Raw genomic sequence first — 18335 nt, 5'->3', positions numbered from 1 at the left:
TTGTGGGAGATTTATAATATTTTTTCTGATTTTTAAATAATTACTTACGCCGAACTCACGTTAATTAATAAATTACTTATATCAAAGTAGAAAACGCTTAAAACAATTATAACTAATCTTATGGAAACACTTCAAACAACACGCCTTTTGCTTCGCCCTTGGGAAATTACCGATGCCGAAGCCTTATACACACAAGCACACAATCCTATTATAGGCAAGCGGTGCGGTTGGAACCCTCACAAAAGTGTGGAGGAGAGCCGAGAGATTATTGAGGTTGTCCTTAGCAAGGCTCATAGTTTTGCTATTTGTCTGCCCAATAACACACCTATTGGCAGTATAGGCTTGCTTTTGCAAGGAGAGAGCAATCTTTCTATAGGAGAAAATGAAGCCGAAATAGGCTATTGGCTTGGAGAAGACTTTTGGGGTAAGGGCTATGTTACTGAAGCTACTCTAAGAGTAATACAATATGCTTTTGAAGAGTTGCACCTTACCCAGCTATGGGCAGGCGCATACAAGGAAAATGTTACCTCACAGCGAGTACTTGAAAAATGTGGCTTCCGTTACCATCATACCCTTGAAGATTTCTTGTTTCCGCTTATAGGAGAGAGGCATACAAGTTTAATATATACATTGAACAGAGAAAATTGAAGATGAAAACTCAAGAAATCGACGCACAAAGTTTGCAAAATGCCTATCGCCTTTTTGAGAGTGGGACTATAGAGCAGATAGAAGTAGGTACCACTAAAGGATTATGCGAGATACATCGCTATCTTTTTGAGGGGCTTTACGATTTTGCGGGTAAAATACGTCAGTTGAATATCAGTAAAGGAGGTTTTCGTTTTGCCAATGCGATGTTTTTGCATGCTATCCTGCCTGTAATAGACCAAATGCCTGAAAATACTTTTGAAGAAATTGTAGCCAAATATGTAGAGATGAATATAGCCCACCCTTTTATGGAAGGCAATGGACGAGCTACTCGTATATGGATCGACTTGATACTCAAAAAACGCTTAGGTAAAGTAGTGAATTGGCAACAGATAGATAAAGCTCCTTATCTCCAAGCAATGGAGCGTAGCCCTATCAACGATTTGGAATTGCGCTTTTTGTTGCAACCTGCCCTTACTGATAAAGTAAATGACCATGAAGTAATTTTTAAAGGTATAGAACAGTCTTATTATTATGAGAGCAATATATAACTTTAATTATATCAAACAAATATGAAAAAACAAATAACCTTCTTATTGTTGTTCTGTTCTAAATTGCTCTTTTCGCAAGAGGAAAGCAAAGAAGAATTTTTCAATCAAGTATATAAGGATTTTATTCCTGAAGATTATGAATATTTTTACTTAGAACCGCCCTATATACCTTCAGCTTATGAATTTGAGTATGCAAAAGAAAAGCCTTTTTACGGTCGCAACTCAGCATTATCTAACGATGCAAAAGGTGTTATAAAAGCTATTCAGGAACGAAAAAAAAATCCAGAATCATCGTATTGGGACTTTCAAGTATTCAAAAAAGCAAGAGAATGTTTTCAAGATAGTTTATTGCCATCATTTGATACTCAAGATTTTGTTTTTACAAAGAGAAACATAAAAGACAAAGAACGTTTTGTTCGTCCGCATACCTTTTTTGTAACTGTAAAATGGTATTGGAGTAAAAAAAGAAGAGAAAAAGAAGCTTGGAAAGTATACAAAAAATTGAAAGAACTCATTTACAGACCAGAAAAACTACAATGTTTCACTTTTTCAGAACCCATATTCTTTGATGGAGGAAATAAAGCATATTTTAGCTTTGGTCAATCCGACAAAAAGATAGATGCCGTTTATAAAAAAGAGAATGGCATTTGGAAAAAGGATTACTATAGTTCTGTTATGTACATTTGTGGCACAGGATTAAGATATACTACTTATACTAAGGAAAAACGTTTTAAAACTAAAAAGAAAAGTCTAAAATAACATCAAATGAAAAAACTTTTACTAATAACAATTCTCTCATTAGGAGCAATATCTTGTGAGCAGAAGAAAGCAACAACAGAAAAAACGAGCATTCCGCTCACTTATTCTAATTTGGTAGACACTGCTACTCAAGAAGAAGTGCAAAAAGCCCTTATAGCAGCCGGAATAGCTGAACAAAATGTAGCCTCTTTTTTGGAGAGTGTAGCCCTTTTCAACCAAACCGTAGGCGATAAAGCAGGCTTAGTACCCAAAGGATTTGTAACTATTGATAGCCTGCTACCTAAGTATGATGAGGTTGCTATACAAAGCATTTGGACGTCTAAATACCCTATGTTTCAAGGTTATAACTGTCGTCTTACCTCTTTTACCCTCTTGCGTGATTTGATTGCTTTTCCTGCAGATAAAAAGTTTGCTACCAAAGAGGAAGACGAAGTACTTTTTATAGACCGAGAATCCTTGCACAATACCCCTAAAAAGTTCTTTACCCCAGAGGAAGAAAACAACTTTTTCACCCTCTTTACCGAGGTGCCTACTACTAATACCAAAGATATAAACACTCATTTGCAGGCGATGCAACAAGCGTGGAAAGAACGCGGTATTGATTTCCGTTATAAAAACGACCCTACTAAGGCATCGCTTATCTCGGCAGTCTTCCATTCCCAAATCACCCCAGAAGAGAACACCCTCTTTGTGGGACACGTGGGGGTATTAGTACCTTTTGAAGGCAAGCTACTCTTTATCGAAAAACTCGCTTTCCAAGAACCTTATCAGGCGATAAAATTTGCTAATCGCACTCAGCTCAGCGATTATTTAATGAACCGATATGATGTAGAGTGGGAGCAACCCAATGCCATTCCGTTTATAATGGAAAACGATGCTTTAATGGAAGGATATCGTCCTAATCCCTACAAAAAAGAACAGCGTTTATAAGAAGATAATTGCCATTTGTTAATTATTTTCTATCTTTGCAAAAAATAAGTAGGTATATTATGAGTGCTATAGTAGCTGTAGTGGGACGCCCCAATGTAGGTAAATCCACTTTTTTCAACCGTTTGATAAAACGCCGTGAGGCTATCGTGGACGCCGTGAGTGGCGTTACACGCGACCGCCATTATGGTAAAACCGACTGGAATGGGGTCTCTTTTTCTGTGATCGACACGGGTGGCTACTTAGCAGGTAGTGACGATTCTTTCGAGAAAGAAATCAACAAACAAGTCTCCTTAGCCATAGACGAAGCCGATGCGATTATCTTTATGGTAAACGTCGAAGAAGGACTTACCGGTATGGACGAAGCTGTAGCCGAGTTGTTGCGCAAATGCCATAAACCAATATTAGTAGCAGTAAACAAAGTGGATAGCAACAACCGTCGTAACGATATGCACGAATTTTATGCCTTAGGTTTTGAACATCTCTATGCCCTATCAAGTGTAAATGGTAGTGGTACAGGAGAGCTACTCGACGATTTAGTCGCTCTCTTGCCCGAAAAAGAAAAACAAGAAGAAAATCCCTTGCCTCGCTTTGCTGTAGTAGGGAGACCTAATGCGGGTAAATCGTCCTTTATCAACGCTCTTATAGGCGAAGACCGCTATATTGTTACCGATATTGCAGGCACTACACGCGATGCTATTGATACTAAGTACAACCGCTTTGGATTTGAATTTAATTTAGTTGATACAGCGGGAATCCGCCGTAAATCTAAAGTAAAAGAGGATTTAGAATTCTACTCAGTGATGCGTTCTATTCGTGCTATTGAACACTCCGATGTGTGTATTTTGATGCTCGATGCTACACGTGGTTTTGAAAGTCAAGATGCTAATATCTTCTGGTTGGCACAACGCAATCGCAAAGGCATCGTGATATTAGTAAACAAATGGGATTTGGTAGAGAAGGAAAACAATACGGCTAAACAGTACGAAGCGGCTATCCGCAAAGAAATAGAACCTTTCACCGATGTGCCCATCTTGTTTGTATCGGCATTGAATAAGCAACGTATTTACAAAGCTATAGAAACGGCTGTAGCAGTGTATAACAACCGCACCAAGCGTATCCCTACTCGTAAACTCAACGAGGTGATGTTGCCTATTATTGAGAACTATCCACCCCCTGCGATCAAAGGAAAATATGTCAAGATAAAGTTCTGTACTCAATTGCCCACACCTATGCCGCAATTTGCCTTCTTTGCTAATTTGCCACAATACGTAAAAGACCCCTACCGACGTTTTATAGAAAACAAACTCCGTGAGAACTTTGATTTTAACGGTGTTCCAATTGACGTGTATTTCCGTCAGAAGTAATACTATTGAAAAAATGAAAAAAAATATAGCAATCATAATGGGAGGATACTCTAATGAAGCTCCCGTTTCTTTAAAGAGTGCTGCAGTAGTAGCCAAACATCTCAACCAAAATAAATATGTACCTTACCCCGTGCGTATCGACCGCGATAAATGGGTGTATGTAGATGCTCAAAACAACGAACATCCTATTGATAAAAACGACTTCTCGGTAACAGTAAACGGACGTAAAATTACTTTTGATGCCGTTTTCAATGCCATTCACGGTACCCCAGGTGAAGATGGTTATTTACAAGCCTATTTCAATTTAATTGGCTTACCGCTCACAGGATGCAGTATGTATGCTTCGGCTCTTACGTTTAACAAACGTGATATGCTATCAGTACTCAAACCTTTTGGCATTCTTTCAGCCCCTTCATACTATCTCAACAAAGGTGAAGACTATAACACTGCTGATATTGTAGCCAAAGTAGGCTTACCTTGCTTTGTGAAGGCTAATAAATCAGGGAGTAGTTTTGGAGTGTATAAAGTATATGAAGAGGCTCAACTGCCTATGTATATAGACAAAGCATTTGAAGTAGACGACGAAATCCTCATCGAAAGTTTCTTGAAAGGTACTGAAATCTCTATCGGGGTAATCAACTATCGCGGGAAAATAAAAGTTCTCCCAATGACTGAGATTGTATCCGAAAATGATTTCTTCGATTATGATGCCAAATATAACGGCAAGTCGCAAGAAATTACCCCTGCGCGCCTATCTGCCGAAATGACGGCTAAAATCAACGCTTTGGCGGAACGTGTATACCGATTGTTGAAAATGGAAGGCTTCAGCCGAAGTGAGTTCATCATAGTAGGCGATACACCTTATTTGCTCGAAATGAATACTACACCAGGGCTTTCAGAAGCGAGTTTACTGCCTCAACAAGCTAAAGTAGCGGGTATCAGCCTTGAAGAACTATTCGAAAGCGAAATAGAACGAGTATTGAATTACTAACCATTAATCGTTAATCATTGAAAAGAGCTTTATTTCCAGGGTCGTTTGACCCCATTACCTTAGGTCATTACGATATTATTACTCGTGCTTTAGACCTATTCGATGAAATTGTGGTTGCCATAGGTATCAATAGCGACAAGAACTATATGTTTACGGTAGAACAACGCAAAGAGTTTATCGAAAAAGCCTTTGCCGATGAACCCAAAGTAAAAGTTACTACTTACCAAGGACTTACGGTAGACTTCTGCAAAGAAATTGATGCTCAGTTCATCCTTAGAGGTTTGCGCAACCCAGCCGACTTTGAGTTCGAAAAAGCTATTGCACATACTAACCGCAAATTATCTCAAATAGAAACTGTCTTTTTACTTACGGCAGCGCGTACTTCGTTTATTTCATCGTCTATTGTGCGTGATGTTATTCGCAATCACGGTGATTATACCGTATTAGTGCCCGAAAGTGTAAGAGTATAAATTAATAAATAATAAAAGAACTTAAAAATATGTGTGGAATTGTAGGTTATTTAGGCAAACGCGCCGCCTTTCCCATCGTGATTGATGGGTTAAAACGCTTAGAATACCGTGGATACGACAGCGCAGGTTTTATCTTAAACGCTGAGAGTTTTTACGGAGAAAAAACCAAAGGCAAAGTATCCGATTTGGTAGCCAAAGCAGGGGAAAATGTTCCTACTTATGGCTGCGGTATGGGGCATACCCGTTGGGCTACTCACGGAGTGCCTAACGATATTAATTCGCATCCTCACCGCTCTAATTCTGGTAAAATAGCCATTGTACACAACGGAATTATTGAGAATTACGAAAGTATCAAGCAAAACCTCATCAAAGAGGGTTTTGTATTCCATTCTGATACTGACACCGAAGTATTAGTAAATTTCATCGAATACTTCAAAGAAAAAGAAAACGTCAATTTAGAGACAGCCGTGCGCTATGCGCTCAACGAGGTAGTTGGCGCTTTTGCCATTGCTGTAATGGAGGAAAGTAAACCTGAGGAAATAGTAGTAGCCCGCTTGGGTAGTCCATTGGTAATCGGGGTAGGTGACGGCGAGTTTTTCATCGCCTCCGATGCCTCTCCTTTTATAGAGTACACTCAAAACGCTGTGTATTTAGAAGATGGCGAAATGGCTACCATTCACCTCAACAAACCGTTGAAAGTGATTAAAATAGGCAGTAACGAGCAGGTGAGTCCGTTTGTACAACAACTCAAACTCAACCTCGAAGCAATTGAAAAAGGCGGATACGACCATTTTATGCTCAAAGAAATCTACGAGCAGCCTAAGTCTATCCAAGACACGATGCGCGGTCGCCTCTTGCCCAACCACTCTACCAAACTATCAGGAATAGATAATCATTTAGAGACTTTCCTCAATGCCAAACGTATTGTTATTGTAGCGTGTGGGACTTCGTGGCACGCAGGCTTGGTAGGTGAATATCTGTTAGAAGAATACGCGCGCATTCCTGTAGAAGTAGAGTACGCCTCAGAGTTCCGCTATCGTAACCCTATTATCAATAAAGGGGATATCGTCATTGCTATTTCACAATCAGGCGAGACCGCCGATACCTTAGCAGCCCTCAAATTAGCGAAAGAAAAAGGGGCTTTTATCTACGGTATTTGCAATGTGGTGGGTTCATCAATTGCGCGTATCACCCATTCAGGCACTTATACTCACGCAGGTCCTGAAATAGGGGTAGCTTCTACCAAAGCCTTTACCACCCAACTCACGGTGCTTACCCTTATCGCTTTGCATTTAGGACATAAAAAGGGTACCCTCAGTACGGAAACCTATCACCGTCTTTGCAAGGAATTAGAACGTGTGCCACAGTTGCTCGAAACCACTATCAAAACAGTCGATCACAAGATAGCCCAGATAGCCGAAAGCTATAAAACAGCTACCAATTGTTTGTATTTAGGTCGTGGTTTTAACTTCCCTACCGCTTTGGAAGGGGCTTTAAAACTCAAAGAAATATCCTATATTCACGCCGAAGGCTATCCAGCTGCCGAGATGAAACACGGACCTATCGCCCTTATCGATGAGAATATGCCGGTGATATTCATAGCACCATCTAAAGGACATTATGATAAGGTAGTTTCCAATGCACAAGAAATAAAGGCGCGCAAAGGTAAAATTATAGCCGTAGTAACCGAAGGCGATACCCAAATGGCGGGCTTAGCAAACCACGTGATTGAAATACCCGAAATCAGTGAGGCGCTGACTCCTATTTTAGCCTCAGTTCCTTTGCAGTTGCTGTCTTATTATATCGCTATCAAGCGCGGTTGCAATGTCGATCAACCTCGTAATTTAGCCAAATCAGTAACCGTAGAATAATTTACTAATAAAAAAAAGAGTCAGTTTCCTAAAAATGTAAACTGACTCTTTTTACTTTTACTATTCAGTAAATTCGATTACGTCAGCTGAAACAGTTACTGTGTATTGCATACCAAACCAGAAAAAGAAAGAATTTATTTCTACAGTTTCATTGATAATAGCTCTTGAAGAACCTACCAAATTCGCATTCTGAAGCATTTTAGCTCTTGCTTTTTCCACCAAAGCACGTTTTCCACCTCCTATAATAAGTAAATATTGATTAGAGGCTTCTCCTTTCACGTGTTCTACTACTTTAAAGTTATTTTTAGCCAATACCACTTGAGTAGTATGGTTGTTTACATTGTGTGATAACTCTCTTGTTACACCACAACTCGCTAACAGTAGTGCCAAAGCACTGAATAAAACGATTTTTCTCATTTGTTATTGATTTAATTTTAATGTTACAAAACGAATAAGAGCAACCTTTGAGCATAAAAAAAGCGTGAATGTTTTGTTCACACTTTTAAAAAGGCTCTGGTATGCCCAAAAACAGGTATGTAACAAAAACAGTTCACGCCCTTGTGGGGCGAGAAACATTTTGTTAATTCACCTCTGCTTTTTTATTGAATTTACCAGATTCTTTTAAAAAGGAATATTAACAACTTTCTCTTTAAATCTTATGGGTGTTTTTCTATTCTTCTATATCTCAATTGATTTTATTGGTGCAAAAATATGAATTAATTGCAAATTACAAATAATAAAAAACGATTTTTTCTAAAAATGAAGTTTTTGTAAATTCCAATAGGAAGAACAAATTGCCAATTAATTGTCAATTATCAATTGTTAATTATCAATTATTTACTATCTTTGCATTCTCAATGAAAACATTTCTGAATGAAAAAAACGTTTTTTTACATATTATTTTCAATGTTTACTCTTAGCTTGCAAAGCCTTGTGGCACAAACAAGCGAACCTAAAACTAAACGTATCGAAATTGTTTACGGAGGAGAGTTTACCATCGACAATGTGAAATACCCTGGTGCAACTATTTTTAAATCCGATGGACAGCGGGTACAATTCCGCCACCAAGGATTGGATGTGTGGTGCGATTTGGCAGTGCTTTATGAGGAAAAAAACGAGGTAATCGCTCACGGAAATGTGGTGTTGCAACAAGGCGATACCCTGCAGATGAACAGCCAATACGTATCCTACAAAGGAAATACTAAAACCGCTATAGCTAAAGAAAATGTAGTATTGCGCAACGGCAATATGACCCTCGAAACTCAAGAACTCTTCTTTGACCGCAATAAACAAGAAGCTTACTACAATAATTTCGGTAAAATTACCAATGCTGAAAATGAACTCACCAGCCAAACAGGCAAATATTATGTAACTACTAAAAAAAATCAGTTTACCAATTCAGTAAAGATTGTCAATCGCGATTTTACAGTCAATTCACAAGTGTTAGACTATTACCACAATTCGGGCAATGCCTATTTTTATGGTAAAACTACTATTGTGGGCGCTGATTACAAGGTGTATTGCGAACGCGGTTTTTACGATACACGTCGCGAACTGGGCTATTTTATGAAACACGCCAAAATAGAATACGACCTCAAAACCTTAGTAGGCGACAGCTTGTACTTCGATAAACGCCGACAGTTTTCCTCAGGTTCTAACAATATCTTCATTTCCGATACCATAAACAAAACCTTTGTACGTGGACATTACGGCGAAATTCACAAAGCTAAAGATTCAATGTTTATCACTAAAAAAGCAGTGGTAATTACGCTGGTAGAAAAAGATTCAATGTATATGCACGGCAAGCGCATTTTGGTAACGGGCAAACCCCAACACCGCGTGATTCGCGCCTACCCCGATGCCCGTATCTTCAAAAGCGATATGCAAGCCAAATGCGACTCTATCCACTCCGATGAAGCTAACGGGCTCACCCAATTGGTGGGCAAACCCGTAGCGTGGACAGGCGTAAGCCAGATGACGGGCGATAATATCCACCTGATTGCCAATACAAAAACTCAACAGTTAGACTCCCTCAAAGTGTTCAACAACGCTCTCGTGGTAGAAAAAGATACTTTAGGCGATGGGTATAACCAGGTGAAAGGTAAGTTCTTATATGGTAAGTTTAAAGATAATGCTTTGCGACAGATAGACTTTTTGCAGAATACTGAGTCTATTTACTACGTGTACAACGATGCTAAAGAGCTGGTAGGTATCAACAAACTCACTTGCAGCCATATCAAGCTCTATTTGGATAAAAAGCAGCAACTGCAACAAACTGTGTTTATTACACAACCTTCGGGGAATTTATACCCAGAAGAAAAGTTACACGTGAACGATCGCAAGTTTAAAGAATTTGTCTGGCGTGGCAACGAGCGTATTCATCGCAAAGAAGAGATTTACAGCGATGCCGAGAAAAAGATAAAACCTAAAGAAATAAAGGGAATGAAAACCCCTGAAGAGATAGATGAAGACGAAATGATATTAGCCAATCCATCTCTGAAAAAAGAACTCAAAACCGCTAAAGAAAAAAACAAAGCCAAGCAAAAAACAAGTAAGAGATAATCTTGGCACTCTTATTGTAACATATTCATTAATTATAAAACATAAACTATATGAAAAAATTTATTATCGCACTATCGATGCTGGCATTAGTTACAACATCGTGTGTATCTAAAAAGAAGTATGCTGAGTTAGAAGCAAGAAACAAACAAACTGAAGATTTGCTAAACACTGCTACCGTAAAACTCAATATGTGTTTAGACGAAAAGAACAATTTGGCATATAAAATTGAGAGTTTGAAAAACCAAAATGATTTGCTCAAAGAAAACAATCAGCAGCTCATCAACAATATGGGTAACCTTACTACGCTTACCCAAAAAGGTGCTGAGAACCTTGAAAAATCATTGGAAAGCTTGCGTGAAAAAGATTTAACTATCAAGAATTTGCGCGATGCTGTTACCCGTCGTGACTCAATAAACCTCGCCTTGGTACAAAGCCTCAAAGGAGTGTTGGGTAACTTAGACGACCAAGATGTAGACATCAAAGTAGAAAAAGGTGTGGTATTTATCAATATCTCTGATAAGATGCTTTTCAGCAGTGGTAGCTACACTATTTCTAAAAACGCAAAGAGCGTACTTGAAAAAGTTGCAAAAGTGGTTAAAAATAAACCTGACTTTGAGTTTATGGTGGAAGGACACACCGATAACGTAAACATCAAAACAAGTTGTATTCGTGACAACTGGGATTTGAGCGTAATGCGCGCTACCGAGATTGTACGTGTATTACAAAAAGACTTTGGAGTTGCTCCTGAACGTATGACTGCAGCTGGTCGTAGCTATTACGTGCCTTTAGCAAGCAATGGTGATGCTAACGGACGTGCCTTAAACCGTCGTACTCGTATTGTGATATTGCCTAAGCTCGACCAATTCTACACTATGATTGAAGAGGGAATGAAAGACCCTGCTATCGGTGGTAAAGGAAAATAATTACCAAATTTGAAAATTAGCAAATGAGATAGAAGTCAGTAGTTAGTTTTTACTAATTGCTGACTTTTTTGTATAGAAATGAATTACGAATTACTTTTAAACAAGAAGAATATGGTACTAATTTAAATTTTGAAAAAGCTAATAACATCTTATAAAGGTATTATTGGCTTTTAAATTAATGAATGTGTTTAGATTCAATTATTAGTTGAAGGAATAGAATCTTGTTGAGTATCGATATATTTCATACGATCGTCTAAGTCGTTGCTGTATATATTGTTGATACGAGCTATAATACTATTGAAAGTTTCTCCTAATAAAAAAATGTTGTTTTTAAGCTCATTTTCGTTGAAATCAGGATTGTTTTTAACATTATCGGCTAATGATTTAATTTGTGTTTGAAAAAGCCTGAAACGAGCTTTTACAGTAGGAACATCAATACGTTCGGGAAAAGTATCGCTGTTGAGTAGTTCTTTGAGAGCATCTTCTATTTGTACTAACCAAAAAAATACAGAGTAATAAGAGCTTTCAACATCGGAGTGTTCTCCTACAATCTTATCAGAAAATTTACCTACTTGATGAAAGTGTTTTGCAGGAAGTTCTAAAATAGAGCGGTATAGTATTACATTGTCGTTCTCTTTAGCATTTTCGTCTAAGGAAAGCCTAATGGCGTATGACGCTGATTTTTTTGGTAAAAAATTAATTTGGTAACTGTACCAATCGTCGGAGAGGGTAGTTCTTTTTACGTTGTTAGTAGAAGTGCTCAGGGTATCAAGGGCTAAAGTCGCTGATAACTCATTGTTTTCTCCTTCCAAAAAGTTCAGTTTTACATTGGGGTAATTCACTTTTTTCAAAACTATTGAAAAAGTATAAGGGATATTGGCTACCAAAAAGCGATGCCATTGTAAAAAACTTTCTGCGTTATTTTTCTTTTTTTCAAACCTGAAAACGGTATCTTTAGCAGTATCAGCTGGGGTTCTCCAATCGTGTTCTACAACGCTATTGATAACTTCAGTTTTGGAATTAACTGGATATAAACGGCTGTATATTAACAAGCTATCAGGATTGGAAAGCATCAAATCATCGGTGTTTTTAATCTTGGCAGGCGCCATAGAAACGATTACTTGCATCAGTGATTGGAAACTTTTCCAGTGTCTCATATCTTCCTGTGCCTTAGGTGTTAGGTCGATGAGTTTGAACTCTTCGAACTCTATAGACTTTGTTTTATGTGTTTGTTTTTCGTTATTATCTTGATTTGTGTTGTTACAAGAAACAAGTACTGATAGCAAAAAGAGTAGGGCATAAGATGTATATTTCATAATTTTATAAATTTAATATTAAAACACCAAAGCCAGATTTACTTGCATAAATCTGGCTATCAGTGATAAATCTAAAACCTAAATGACTATTTAGCTAATTTATTGATATGTTTAGCTAAACTGCTTTTTAAATTCGCTGCTTTATTAGCATGAATGATATTTCTCTTAGCGAGCTTGTCGATCATTGAAACTACTTTAGGGAAAAGTGTTTTAGCTTCTTCTACATTTTCTAAAGCACGTAGTTTTCTAACGGCATTACGAGCCGTTTTGTGTTGATAGCGATTGCGCAAGCGAGCTGCTTCGTTTCTTCTAATTCTTTTTAATGCTGATTTATGGTTTGCCATTTTCCTTTACTGATTTAATTTTAAGTTGTATCATTTAGATACGAATAGTGCATTTAGTGTAGTAGTCCGTAGGGGAATCGAACCCCTGTTACAAGGATGAAAACCTTGCGTCCTAACCCCTAGACGAACGGACCTTAAGTTTTTGTTTAACCGTTTAAAAAATTTAAATTATGGCTTGTAGTCCGTAGGGGAATCGAACCCCTGTTACAAGGATGAAAACCTTGCGTCCTAACCCCTAGACGAACGGACCAATTTGCTTTATTTAGGCATTGTTTCTCTCTCAATGCGGTGGCAAAAGTACTACTTTTTTTTATATCTGCAATTTTTTTTAGTACTTTTTTTTGAGAAAAGTTGTAATTATTTTATAAGTATCTTATAATTAATACCTTATAAGGTTTAAAATTTTTGTTATCAGTTGGTGTTTTTTGATTATTTTAGGCTAATTTGAGTAGGAAATTGAGAGTGTCTACTCCATCGGCGTAGTCCCATAATTGGGGGGTTTGGGTTTCTCCGAAGGCTACTTCTTCAGTTGTAAAATTGTGTGCAACTACACATTGTATTTTTTCAGCATCGGTAGTGAGTTTTTCTTTTAAGCTATCTACATTAGTGTAGTATTCATAGAAGAGAGTAGCAATGGGAGAGCCATAGTGCTCATCTTCTTTTAGGAGTAAAAATCCGTTTTCGAGGAGCTGAAATAAACTCATTAGGTAGACGGCTTTGTTGTAGTCGTAGTTATTGGCGTATTTTTGTTCTTGAATGATATCTTTATAGGGGTAAATTGCTTGGAATAACAGGTTGAAGTCATATCCTTTAGGTACGAATAGTTTAGAAATACTTCGGCAACCTAAGCCGTAGTACAGAAAAATGTCTTTACCTAAAGCGAAAAGTTCTTCAGGGGTTTCTTTTCCGGTGAGTACGGCTACTGAATGGCGGTTTTTTCTTATAATATGGGGTTTCTTACCAAAGTAATACTCAAAATAGCGTGCAGTATTATCGCTACCTGTAGCTATTACCGCATCGTATTCAGTTACTTTATCATCTGTGAAAGTTACCGCTTCTGTCCATTCAGGAGCAAAAGTCTTCATCTGTGTTATAAGGTAGGGAAGTAGTACGCAGTCGTTGCTGGAGAGCTTCACGATTGCCTTATGCCCTGTTACCAATACGCATAACAAATCGTGTAAGCCTACCAAAGGTAGATTGCCAGCCATTACAATCAATATTCTTTTAGGCGAAGTGGTTTGTGGTAATTGATATTGCGACAGCCATTGTTTTACATTGTTTTTGCTGAGGGCATCACTCCACGATTTAAAGGCAAATATTACATTAGTACGCGTAAACCAACTGTTCTGCTGTTCTGCTTTCTCAAATATATCGTTGAATTGTTCGGTTTTAGAAAGTAGTTCCCCTAACCGAACTAACTTGTTTATATTTCGTTGCTTCATTAGAAAGTATCTATTTTTCCTTTTACTTAAAATGATGGTACTATTCCAATCCGTACACCAAACTTAGGATTCCGTACCCCATTCACATCATTGAAATCGTTGCGCCATACGAAATCTACTCGTATAAAGCGAAAGTTACCTAACCCTATGTTCTCAATACCAAAGCCGTATTCCCAATAGAGTTTTTCGGGTGAATTAAATACAATATTGGTGATATTAGCGTTTTTGTTCTTGTCGGAGAGCGTTCCATAAGCAAATCGACCGAATATCAAGCTTTTGAATCGTGTTTTTTGTAAGAAAGGAATACGATTGAACAAGAAACCATCGAAATGATGTTCAAAATATCCATTGATATAGGTATCAGTGATAAAATCGTAGTAATCCAAAAGTGCAAAGGTGTTAGGAGCTGATGAATACGATTGGTTAGCGGGGGTGGGAGCTAAAGCAATAAGTGGTGCTGTACCAAATACTTTTCCAGCTTCAATATTGGCGTGGAAAATGCCATAACCAAAGAGAGGAATGGGTTTGTAAAGCATCATTTGCACTTTGTCGTAATCAAACTTGCTGTTTATCACCCCATCTACCCCTTTAGAATATTTGAGGGTGTACAAAGGGAAGAGTTTTTTGCCATAACGTTGTTCTACACCATAACCAAATACTTTTCGGTAAGGGGTGAAAGAGAGTTGTAGCCCTGTATAGAAGTTGTCGTACTCGTGAATTACATCACCTGTTTTAGGATTTTGGTAGGCAATGAGGAAGTTATCTTCACTTGCGGAAGAGAGTTTTTGGTAAGTACCAAATATTGAAAATTGCAAGTTAGGAATGATATCGTAATTAATTACCCCTTGTATTTTTTTGTTGCGGGTGAGGTAGTAATTCTCACCACGTGCAATGATGAAGTTAGTAGTTTTTTCGAAATTCAGTTCAGTATCGTCGTGCATTACAAAGGTACCCAATTGCAAATTATCGTTCTGATAACCAGCTCCGAGGGTGATGCGTGGACTGTGAGAAAGGAGGTATTTACCACTGAATCCGTACTTAAACTGTTTGTCTCTCAATCCATAAGCACCATATACATAGGTACGAAAGCGATCGTCGGTAGAGATGAAGGAACGGAATCCTGCACGCAAACGCAAGCCCTCAACATTGTTACTTGAGAAAGTTTGCCAGAATCTACCAAATTGTAGGTAATTACCAATGGGGATGTAACCTGAAGTTACCACATCGGTTACATCGCCTATCATTTTGATACGCCTATTGCTTCCCACCTCACGAATTAGGAGTTTAGTTTTGGTGAGGTCAGCCCCTCCCAAGGTATTGTTATCCCAATAAGTATCATCCTTATGAAACTGATCTTTAGCTGTTTTCACTACTTGTTGGTCGTAAAATTCAGCAGTTTTAGATTTGTTCAATAATATATCGGAATAATCGATAAAGTTCTTTACATAAAGTCCTTTTTCTTCATCTTTTTTGGTAAGTAGTGTAAAATCACCTTCTTGAATTTCGCGTTCGGGTAAGTAAACACTATCGTTGGCGATGGTGAAGTATTTTTCAAATGAGAGTCGGCGTACTAAGTTGATATTGGTTTTAGGGGTGGTGTGCATTTGTATAGCACTCACTATAAAGGTTTTGGTATCTACATCAAATTGCCCTTGCAAAGCTAAATCTTGATCATCACGAGGGAAGAAGTTGATGCGATAGAATTGGCGTTCATCTTTTTGAATCGTATCGCTGAGTACATATAGATACACACCATAGCCAAATTCGGAAAGTGGACTCACGAACGGTTTGTTGAGTATCATATAAGTATTGTCATAAATCTCAAACTCGTCAAACGATTGGCTTACACGTTCCAAACCAAAACCTTGTTGCACAATGCCTTGGGAACGTTCGGCTTCTATGTCTACACGCTTTTTACCCAACTGATTGTCACCGTACACCGTTTCTATTTTTTCGGTGAGGTACATAGGGAGTGAGAAAGTTTCTTTGTATTTTTTCTCAGATAGGATTTTTCTAATAGTATCGTATTCTTTGCCTAAGGCTTTTTTGAGGAAGACAGTATCGAGGTTGTTCACCCCTAACTCGGTAGTAGTATGTTTTTTATACTGATAAGCTGTTGCATTTTGCAATCCGCGTTTCTTTTTGTTTTTCCAAATTCCTTGCAAAACGGTATAGGCAGGGTTCTCTTTTTTAGAAAGTGCCTTTTTAGGTTTAGCCACAATAGTTACTGCGTCTAACTGTTCACCTTCTACGAGTACTACTACCAATCCTTTGGTGTTATCTTTTTCCAAATGAATTTTTTTGGTGGTGTACCCTATGAATGATACCTCTAATTCTCTTTGTTTTTTTTCGGAGTATAGAGAAAAACGCCCTTCATCATCGGTATAAGCGCCGATAGTAGTTTTAGGGAATAACACATTAGCAAAAGCTATAGGTTGGCCATTTTCGTCGATTACTTTACCCGATACGTGCGTTTGAGCCCATAGATAAGAACCAAAGGGTGCAAAAGCACACAAAAAGAGCAGTAAGAAGTGTTTTTTCATCGTATAAAAGTTAATATTGAAGCGCAAAAATACAAATAATTAGCAAATTAGCAAATTTGGTTCACGAACTTTCTAAATCCTTCCTCGCCTTCAAGAGTATGTTTGAACACGCCGCAATTTTCCAATACTTCACAGAAAGTATCACCTATACACCTATTGATAAACTCGTCTAAATTGTCGATTGAGAGTGGGGTAGGAGAGATATTCACGTAACGTTCTAACCACTGAGTGTGTTTTTGCAAAGCAGAGTCAGCGTTCATTTGGGTATATACAGTGCTGAAAGCGTTACCAGCTGTAATAGCTTCACTAAGCAAGGTTTTAATGCTCGCCATTTCAGTCTTTAACCTACCAGGTAAAATCGCTAAGCCCATCACCTCAATAATCCCAATATTCTCTTTTTTGATATTGTGCAGATGTTCGTAAGGGTGAAAGATACCCATAGGGTGCTCAGTATCCGTACGGTTGTTGCGCAAAGCCAAATCAAGTTCATATTTGCCGTTTTTAAAACGAGCCACAGGGTTTACCGTATTGTGACGCACACCCTCAGTATGCGAGTAGATGCCTAATGATTCATCGCTGTAGTTTATCCACGATTGCAAGATGACATCGGCTAAGGCGATGAGGCGGTCTTTCTCACCGCGCAATCGCAATACGCTCATAGGCCAATTTACGATACCTGCTTCCACATCTTCAAAGCCTTTAAAGCTCACACGTTCTTTTATGGTAGCTTTTTCCATAGGGAAAATGTGTCGTCCGCCTTGAAAATGGTCGTGTGAGAGGATAGAGCCTCCCACAATAGGTAAATCGGCATTAGAGCTGAGAAAGTAATGAGGGAATTGCTCTACAAAGCCCAATACGTGCTCAAAGCAAGCCTTGTCAATCTTCATTGGACGATGCTCACTCGAAAAGACGATACAATGCTCGTTGTAATAGATATAGGGAGAGTATTGGAAAAACCATTCCTCATTAGCTAAATCCAGCTTAATCGTGCGCAAGTTTTGCCTACCAGCGTGATTTACGCGCCCCATATAGCCTTCGTTCTCTTTACAGAGCAAACATTTAGGGTAGTTAGTTGCTACCACATCTTTTTGGGCAGCAATATCACGAGGGTCTTTCTCTGGCTTAGAAAGGTTGATAGTAATTTCTAAATTGCCATAAGGGCTATTGTGTTCCCACAGAATGTTCTTAGCAATTCTATCGGTGCGTATGTAGTTGCTTTGCTTGTTGAGCTCATAAAACTGTTGGGTTGCCTGCTCTTTGCTCCTTTGGTAAGTATGCCAAAAATCGTTGCGAATCACAGAAGTACGAGGTAATACCTGTCCCATAATCTTAGAGTTCAGCAGGTCGCGGAAAGTAAGCGTATCGGTAGTGAGGGTGCCGTTCTCAGCTGCCCACTGTACTAAGCGGTCGAGTACTTCCGTAGGATAAGTTATCTGGGCTACCTCTTTATCGATTTGAGCTTGCTCTTCTTTTATAAACTCGGTATAACTATCGCAACCAATACTTTCCAAAACAGCATTGGTAACAAGAATACGGTCGTCTTCCTTCACCAAGTTATGAAGTACCGCATAACTGATGAGCTTTTCTACTTCAATATAAACTTTCACAATTAATAATTATCAAT

Annotated in this window: 16 protein-coding genes and 2 tRNA genes; 10 read left to right on the top strand and 8 right to left on the bottom strand. The window is 38.3% G+C overall.

The annotated features are described in order from the left end of the window. The first annotated feature begins 120 nt into the window (after positions 1-120). From I7X29_RS09575 to glmS, 8 genes are read left to right on the top strand one after another with little or no spacing between them, the layout of a single operon-like run. A complete protein-coding gene (locus I7X29_RS09575; protein WP_198474313.1) occupies positions 121-648 on the top strand; it encodes a GNAT family N-acetyltransferase in 528 nt (175 codons plus the stop codon). A 2-nt stretch (positions 649-650) separates the two neighbouring features. Then, on the top strand, positions 651-1196 hold the full coding sequence (gene fic / locus I7X29_RS09570; protein ID WP_198474311.1) for a protein adenylyltransferase Fic: 546 nt from the start codon (positions 651-653) through the stop codon (positions 1194-1196). A 21-nt stretch (positions 1197-1217) separates the two neighbouring features. Further along, positions 1218-1955 carry a hypothetical protein gene (locus tag I7X29_RS09565; protein ID WP_198474309.1) on the top strand — a complete coding sequence of 246 codons (738 nt, stop codon included), beginning with the start codon at positions 1218-1220 and terminating at the stop codon, positions 1953-1955. A gap of 6 nt (positions 1956-1961) precedes the next feature. Further along, positions 1962-2885 (top strand): DUF4300 family protein, encoded by a 924-nt coding sequence (locus I7X29_RS09560; RefSeq protein WP_198474307.1) that lies wholly within the window; start codon positions 1962-1964, stop codon positions 2883-2885. Between the two features lie 59 nt (positions 2886-2944). Continuing rightward, positions 2945-4249, top strand: a complete 1305-nt coding sequence (gene der, locus I7X29_RS09555) for a ribosome biogenesis GTPase Der (protein ID WP_198467507.1) — start codon at positions 2945-2947, stop codon at positions 4247-4249. A 13-nt stretch (positions 4250-4262) separates the two neighbouring features. Next, the gene (locus I7X29_RS09550) at positions 4263-5240 is read left to right on the top strand and encodes a D-alanine--D-alanine ligase (RefSeq protein WP_198474305.1); all 978 of its coding nucleotides are present in this window, start codon (positions 4263-4265) and stop codon (positions 5238-5240) included. Positions 5241-5257: 17 nt separating this feature from the next. Continuing rightward, a complete protein-coding gene (coaD, locus tag I7X29_RS09545) occupies positions 5258-5710 on the top strand; it encodes a pantetheine-phosphate adenylyltransferase (RefSeq protein WP_009422586.1) in 453 nt (150 codons plus the stop codon). A 29-nt stretch (positions 5711-5739) separates the two neighbouring features. Then, the gene (glmS, locus tag I7X29_RS09540) at positions 5740-7581 is read left to right on the top strand and encodes a glutamine--fructose-6-phosphate transaminase (isomerizing) (protein WP_198474303.1); all 1842 of its coding nucleotides are present in this window, start codon (positions 5740-5742) and stop codon (positions 7579-7581) included. A 60-nt stretch (positions 7582-7641) separates the two neighbouring features. Here the strand turns inward: glmS and I7X29_RS09535 are convergent, their stop codons facing one another. Further along, on the bottom strand, positions 7642-7998 hold the full coding sequence (locus I7X29_RS09535; RefSeq protein WP_198474301.1) for a DUF6567 family protein: 357 nt from the start codon (positions 7996-7998) through the stop codon (positions 7642-7644). Between the two features lie 456 nt (positions 7999-8454). On the opposite strand from I7X29_RS09535, the gene I7X29_RS09530 reads away from it, so the two are divergent. Together I7X29_RS09530 and I7X29_RS09525 are read left to right on the top strand one after the other, a co-directional pair. After that, positions 8455-10143, top strand: a complete 1689-nt coding sequence (locus I7X29_RS09530; RefSeq protein WP_198474299.1) for an OstA-like protein — start codon at positions 8455-8457, stop codon at positions 10141-10143. 50 nt (positions 10144-10193) lie between these two features. Beyond that, a complete protein-coding gene (locus I7X29_RS09525; protein ID WP_198474297.1) occupies positions 10194-11066 on the top strand; it encodes an OmpA/MotB family protein in 873 nt (290 codons plus the stop codon). Between the two features lie 194 nt (positions 11067-11260). Here I7X29_RS09525 and I7X29_RS09520 read toward each other — a convergent pair whose 3' ends face one another. The 7 genes from I7X29_RS09520 to I7X29_RS09490 form a co-directional block, all read right to left on the bottom strand. Further along, on the bottom strand, positions 11261-12382 hold the full coding sequence (locus tag I7X29_RS09520; protein ID WP_198474295.1) for a hypothetical protein: 1122 nt from the start codon (positions 12380-12382) through the stop codon (positions 11261-11263). A gap of 86 nt (positions 12383-12468) precedes the next feature. Continuing rightward, positions 12469-12726 carry a 30S ribosomal protein S20 gene (gene rpsT / locus I7X29_RS09515; protein WP_009412977.1) on the bottom strand — a complete coding sequence of 86 codons (258 nt, stop codon included), beginning with the start codon at positions 12724-12726 and terminating at the stop codon, positions 12469-12471. Between the two features lie 62 nt (positions 12727-12788). Continuing rightward, positions 12789-12860 (bottom strand) — tRNA-Glu (locus I7X29_RS09510). A gap of 44 nt (positions 12861-12904) precedes the next feature. Beyond that, positions 12905-12976, bottom strand: a tRNA-Glu gene (locus tag I7X29_RS09505). 184 nt (positions 12977-13160) lie between these two features. Beyond that, positions 13161-14168 carry an acyl-CoA reductase gene (locus I7X29_RS09500; protein WP_198474293.1) on the bottom strand — a complete coding sequence of 336 codons (1008 nt, stop codon included), beginning with the start codon at positions 14166-14168 and terminating at the stop codon, positions 13161-13163. A 26-nt stretch (positions 14169-14194) separates the two neighbouring features. Further along, positions 14195-16711, bottom strand: a complete 2517-nt coding sequence (locus I7X29_RS09495) for a DUF5686 and carboxypeptidase-like regulatory domain-containing protein (RefSeq protein ID WP_198474291.1) — start codon at positions 16709-16711, stop codon at positions 14195-14197. A gap of 47 nt (positions 16712-16758) precedes the next feature. Then, positions 16759-18318 (bottom strand): UDP-glucose--hexose-1-phosphate uridylyltransferase, encoded by a 1560-nt coding sequence (locus tag I7X29_RS09490; protein WP_198474289.1) that lies wholly within the window; start codon positions 18316-18318, stop codon positions 16759-16761. Positions 18319-18335: the final 17 nt, after the last annotated feature.

Origin of the sequence: Capnocytophaga periodontitidis (assembly GCF_016126015.1) — a bacterium.
Lineage (GTDB): Bacteria > Bacteroidota > Bacteroidia > Flavobacteriales > Flavobacteriaceae > Capnocytophaga > Capnocytophaga periodontitidis.
This window is presented reverse-complemented; position numbering and strand designations above follow the sequence as displayed.

Excerpts from the sequence above, each read along its gene's own strand:
- I7X29_RS09575 (WP_198474313.1), top strand. The coding sequence starts at position 121 with ATGGAAACACTTCAAACAACACGCCTTTTGCTTCGCCCTTGGGAAATT.
- fic (WP_198474311.1), top strand. The coding sequence starts at position 651 with ATGAAAACTCAAGAAATCGACGCACAAAGTTTGCAAAATGCCTATCGC.
- I7X29_RS09565 (WP_198474309.1), top strand. The coding sequence starts at position 1,218 with ATGAAAAAACAAATAACCTTCTTATTGTTGTTCTGTTCTAAATTGCTC.
- I7X29_RS09560 (WP_198474307.1), top strand. The coding sequence starts at position 1,962 with ATGAAAAAACTTTTACTAATAACAATTCTCTCATTAGGAGCAATATCT.
- der (WP_198467507.1), top strand. The coding sequence starts at position 2,945 with ATGAGTGCTATAGTAGCTGTAGTGGGACGCCCCAATGTAGGTAAATCC.
- I7X29_RS09550 (WP_198474305.1), top strand. The coding sequence starts at position 4,263 with ATGAAAAAAAATATAGCAATCATAATGGGAGGATACTCTAATGAAGCT.
- glmS (WP_198474303.1), top strand. The coding sequence starts at position 5,740 with ATGTGTGGAATTGTAGGTTATTTAGGCAAACGCGCCGCCTTTCCCATC.
- I7X29_RS09535 (WP_198474301.1), bottom strand. The coding sequence starts at position 7,998 with ATGAGAAAAATCGTTTTATTCAGTGCTTTGGCACTACTGTTAGCGAGT.
- I7X29_RS09530 (WP_198474299.1), top strand. The coding sequence starts at position 8,455 with ATGAAAAAAACGTTTTTTTACATATTATTTTCAATGTTTACTCTTAGC.
- I7X29_RS09525 (WP_198474297.1), top strand. The coding sequence starts at position 10,194 with ATGAAAAAATTTATTATCGCACTATCGATGCTGGCATTAGTTACAACA.
- I7X29_RS09520 (WP_198474295.1), bottom strand. The coding sequence starts at position 12,382 with ATGAAATATACATCTTATGCCCTACTCTTTTTGCTATCAGTACTTGTT.
- rpsT (WP_009412977.1), bottom strand. The coding sequence starts at position 12,726 with ATGGCAAACCATAAATCAGCATTAAAAAGAATTAGAAGAAACGAAGCA.
- I7X29_RS09500 (WP_198474293.1), bottom strand. The coding sequence starts at position 14,168 with ATGAAGCAACGAAATATAAACAAGTTAGTTCGGTTAGGGGAACTACTT.
- I7X29_RS09495 (WP_198474291.1), bottom strand. The coding sequence starts at position 16,711 with ATGAAAAAACACTTCTTACTGCTCTTTTTGTGTGCTTTTGCACCCTTT.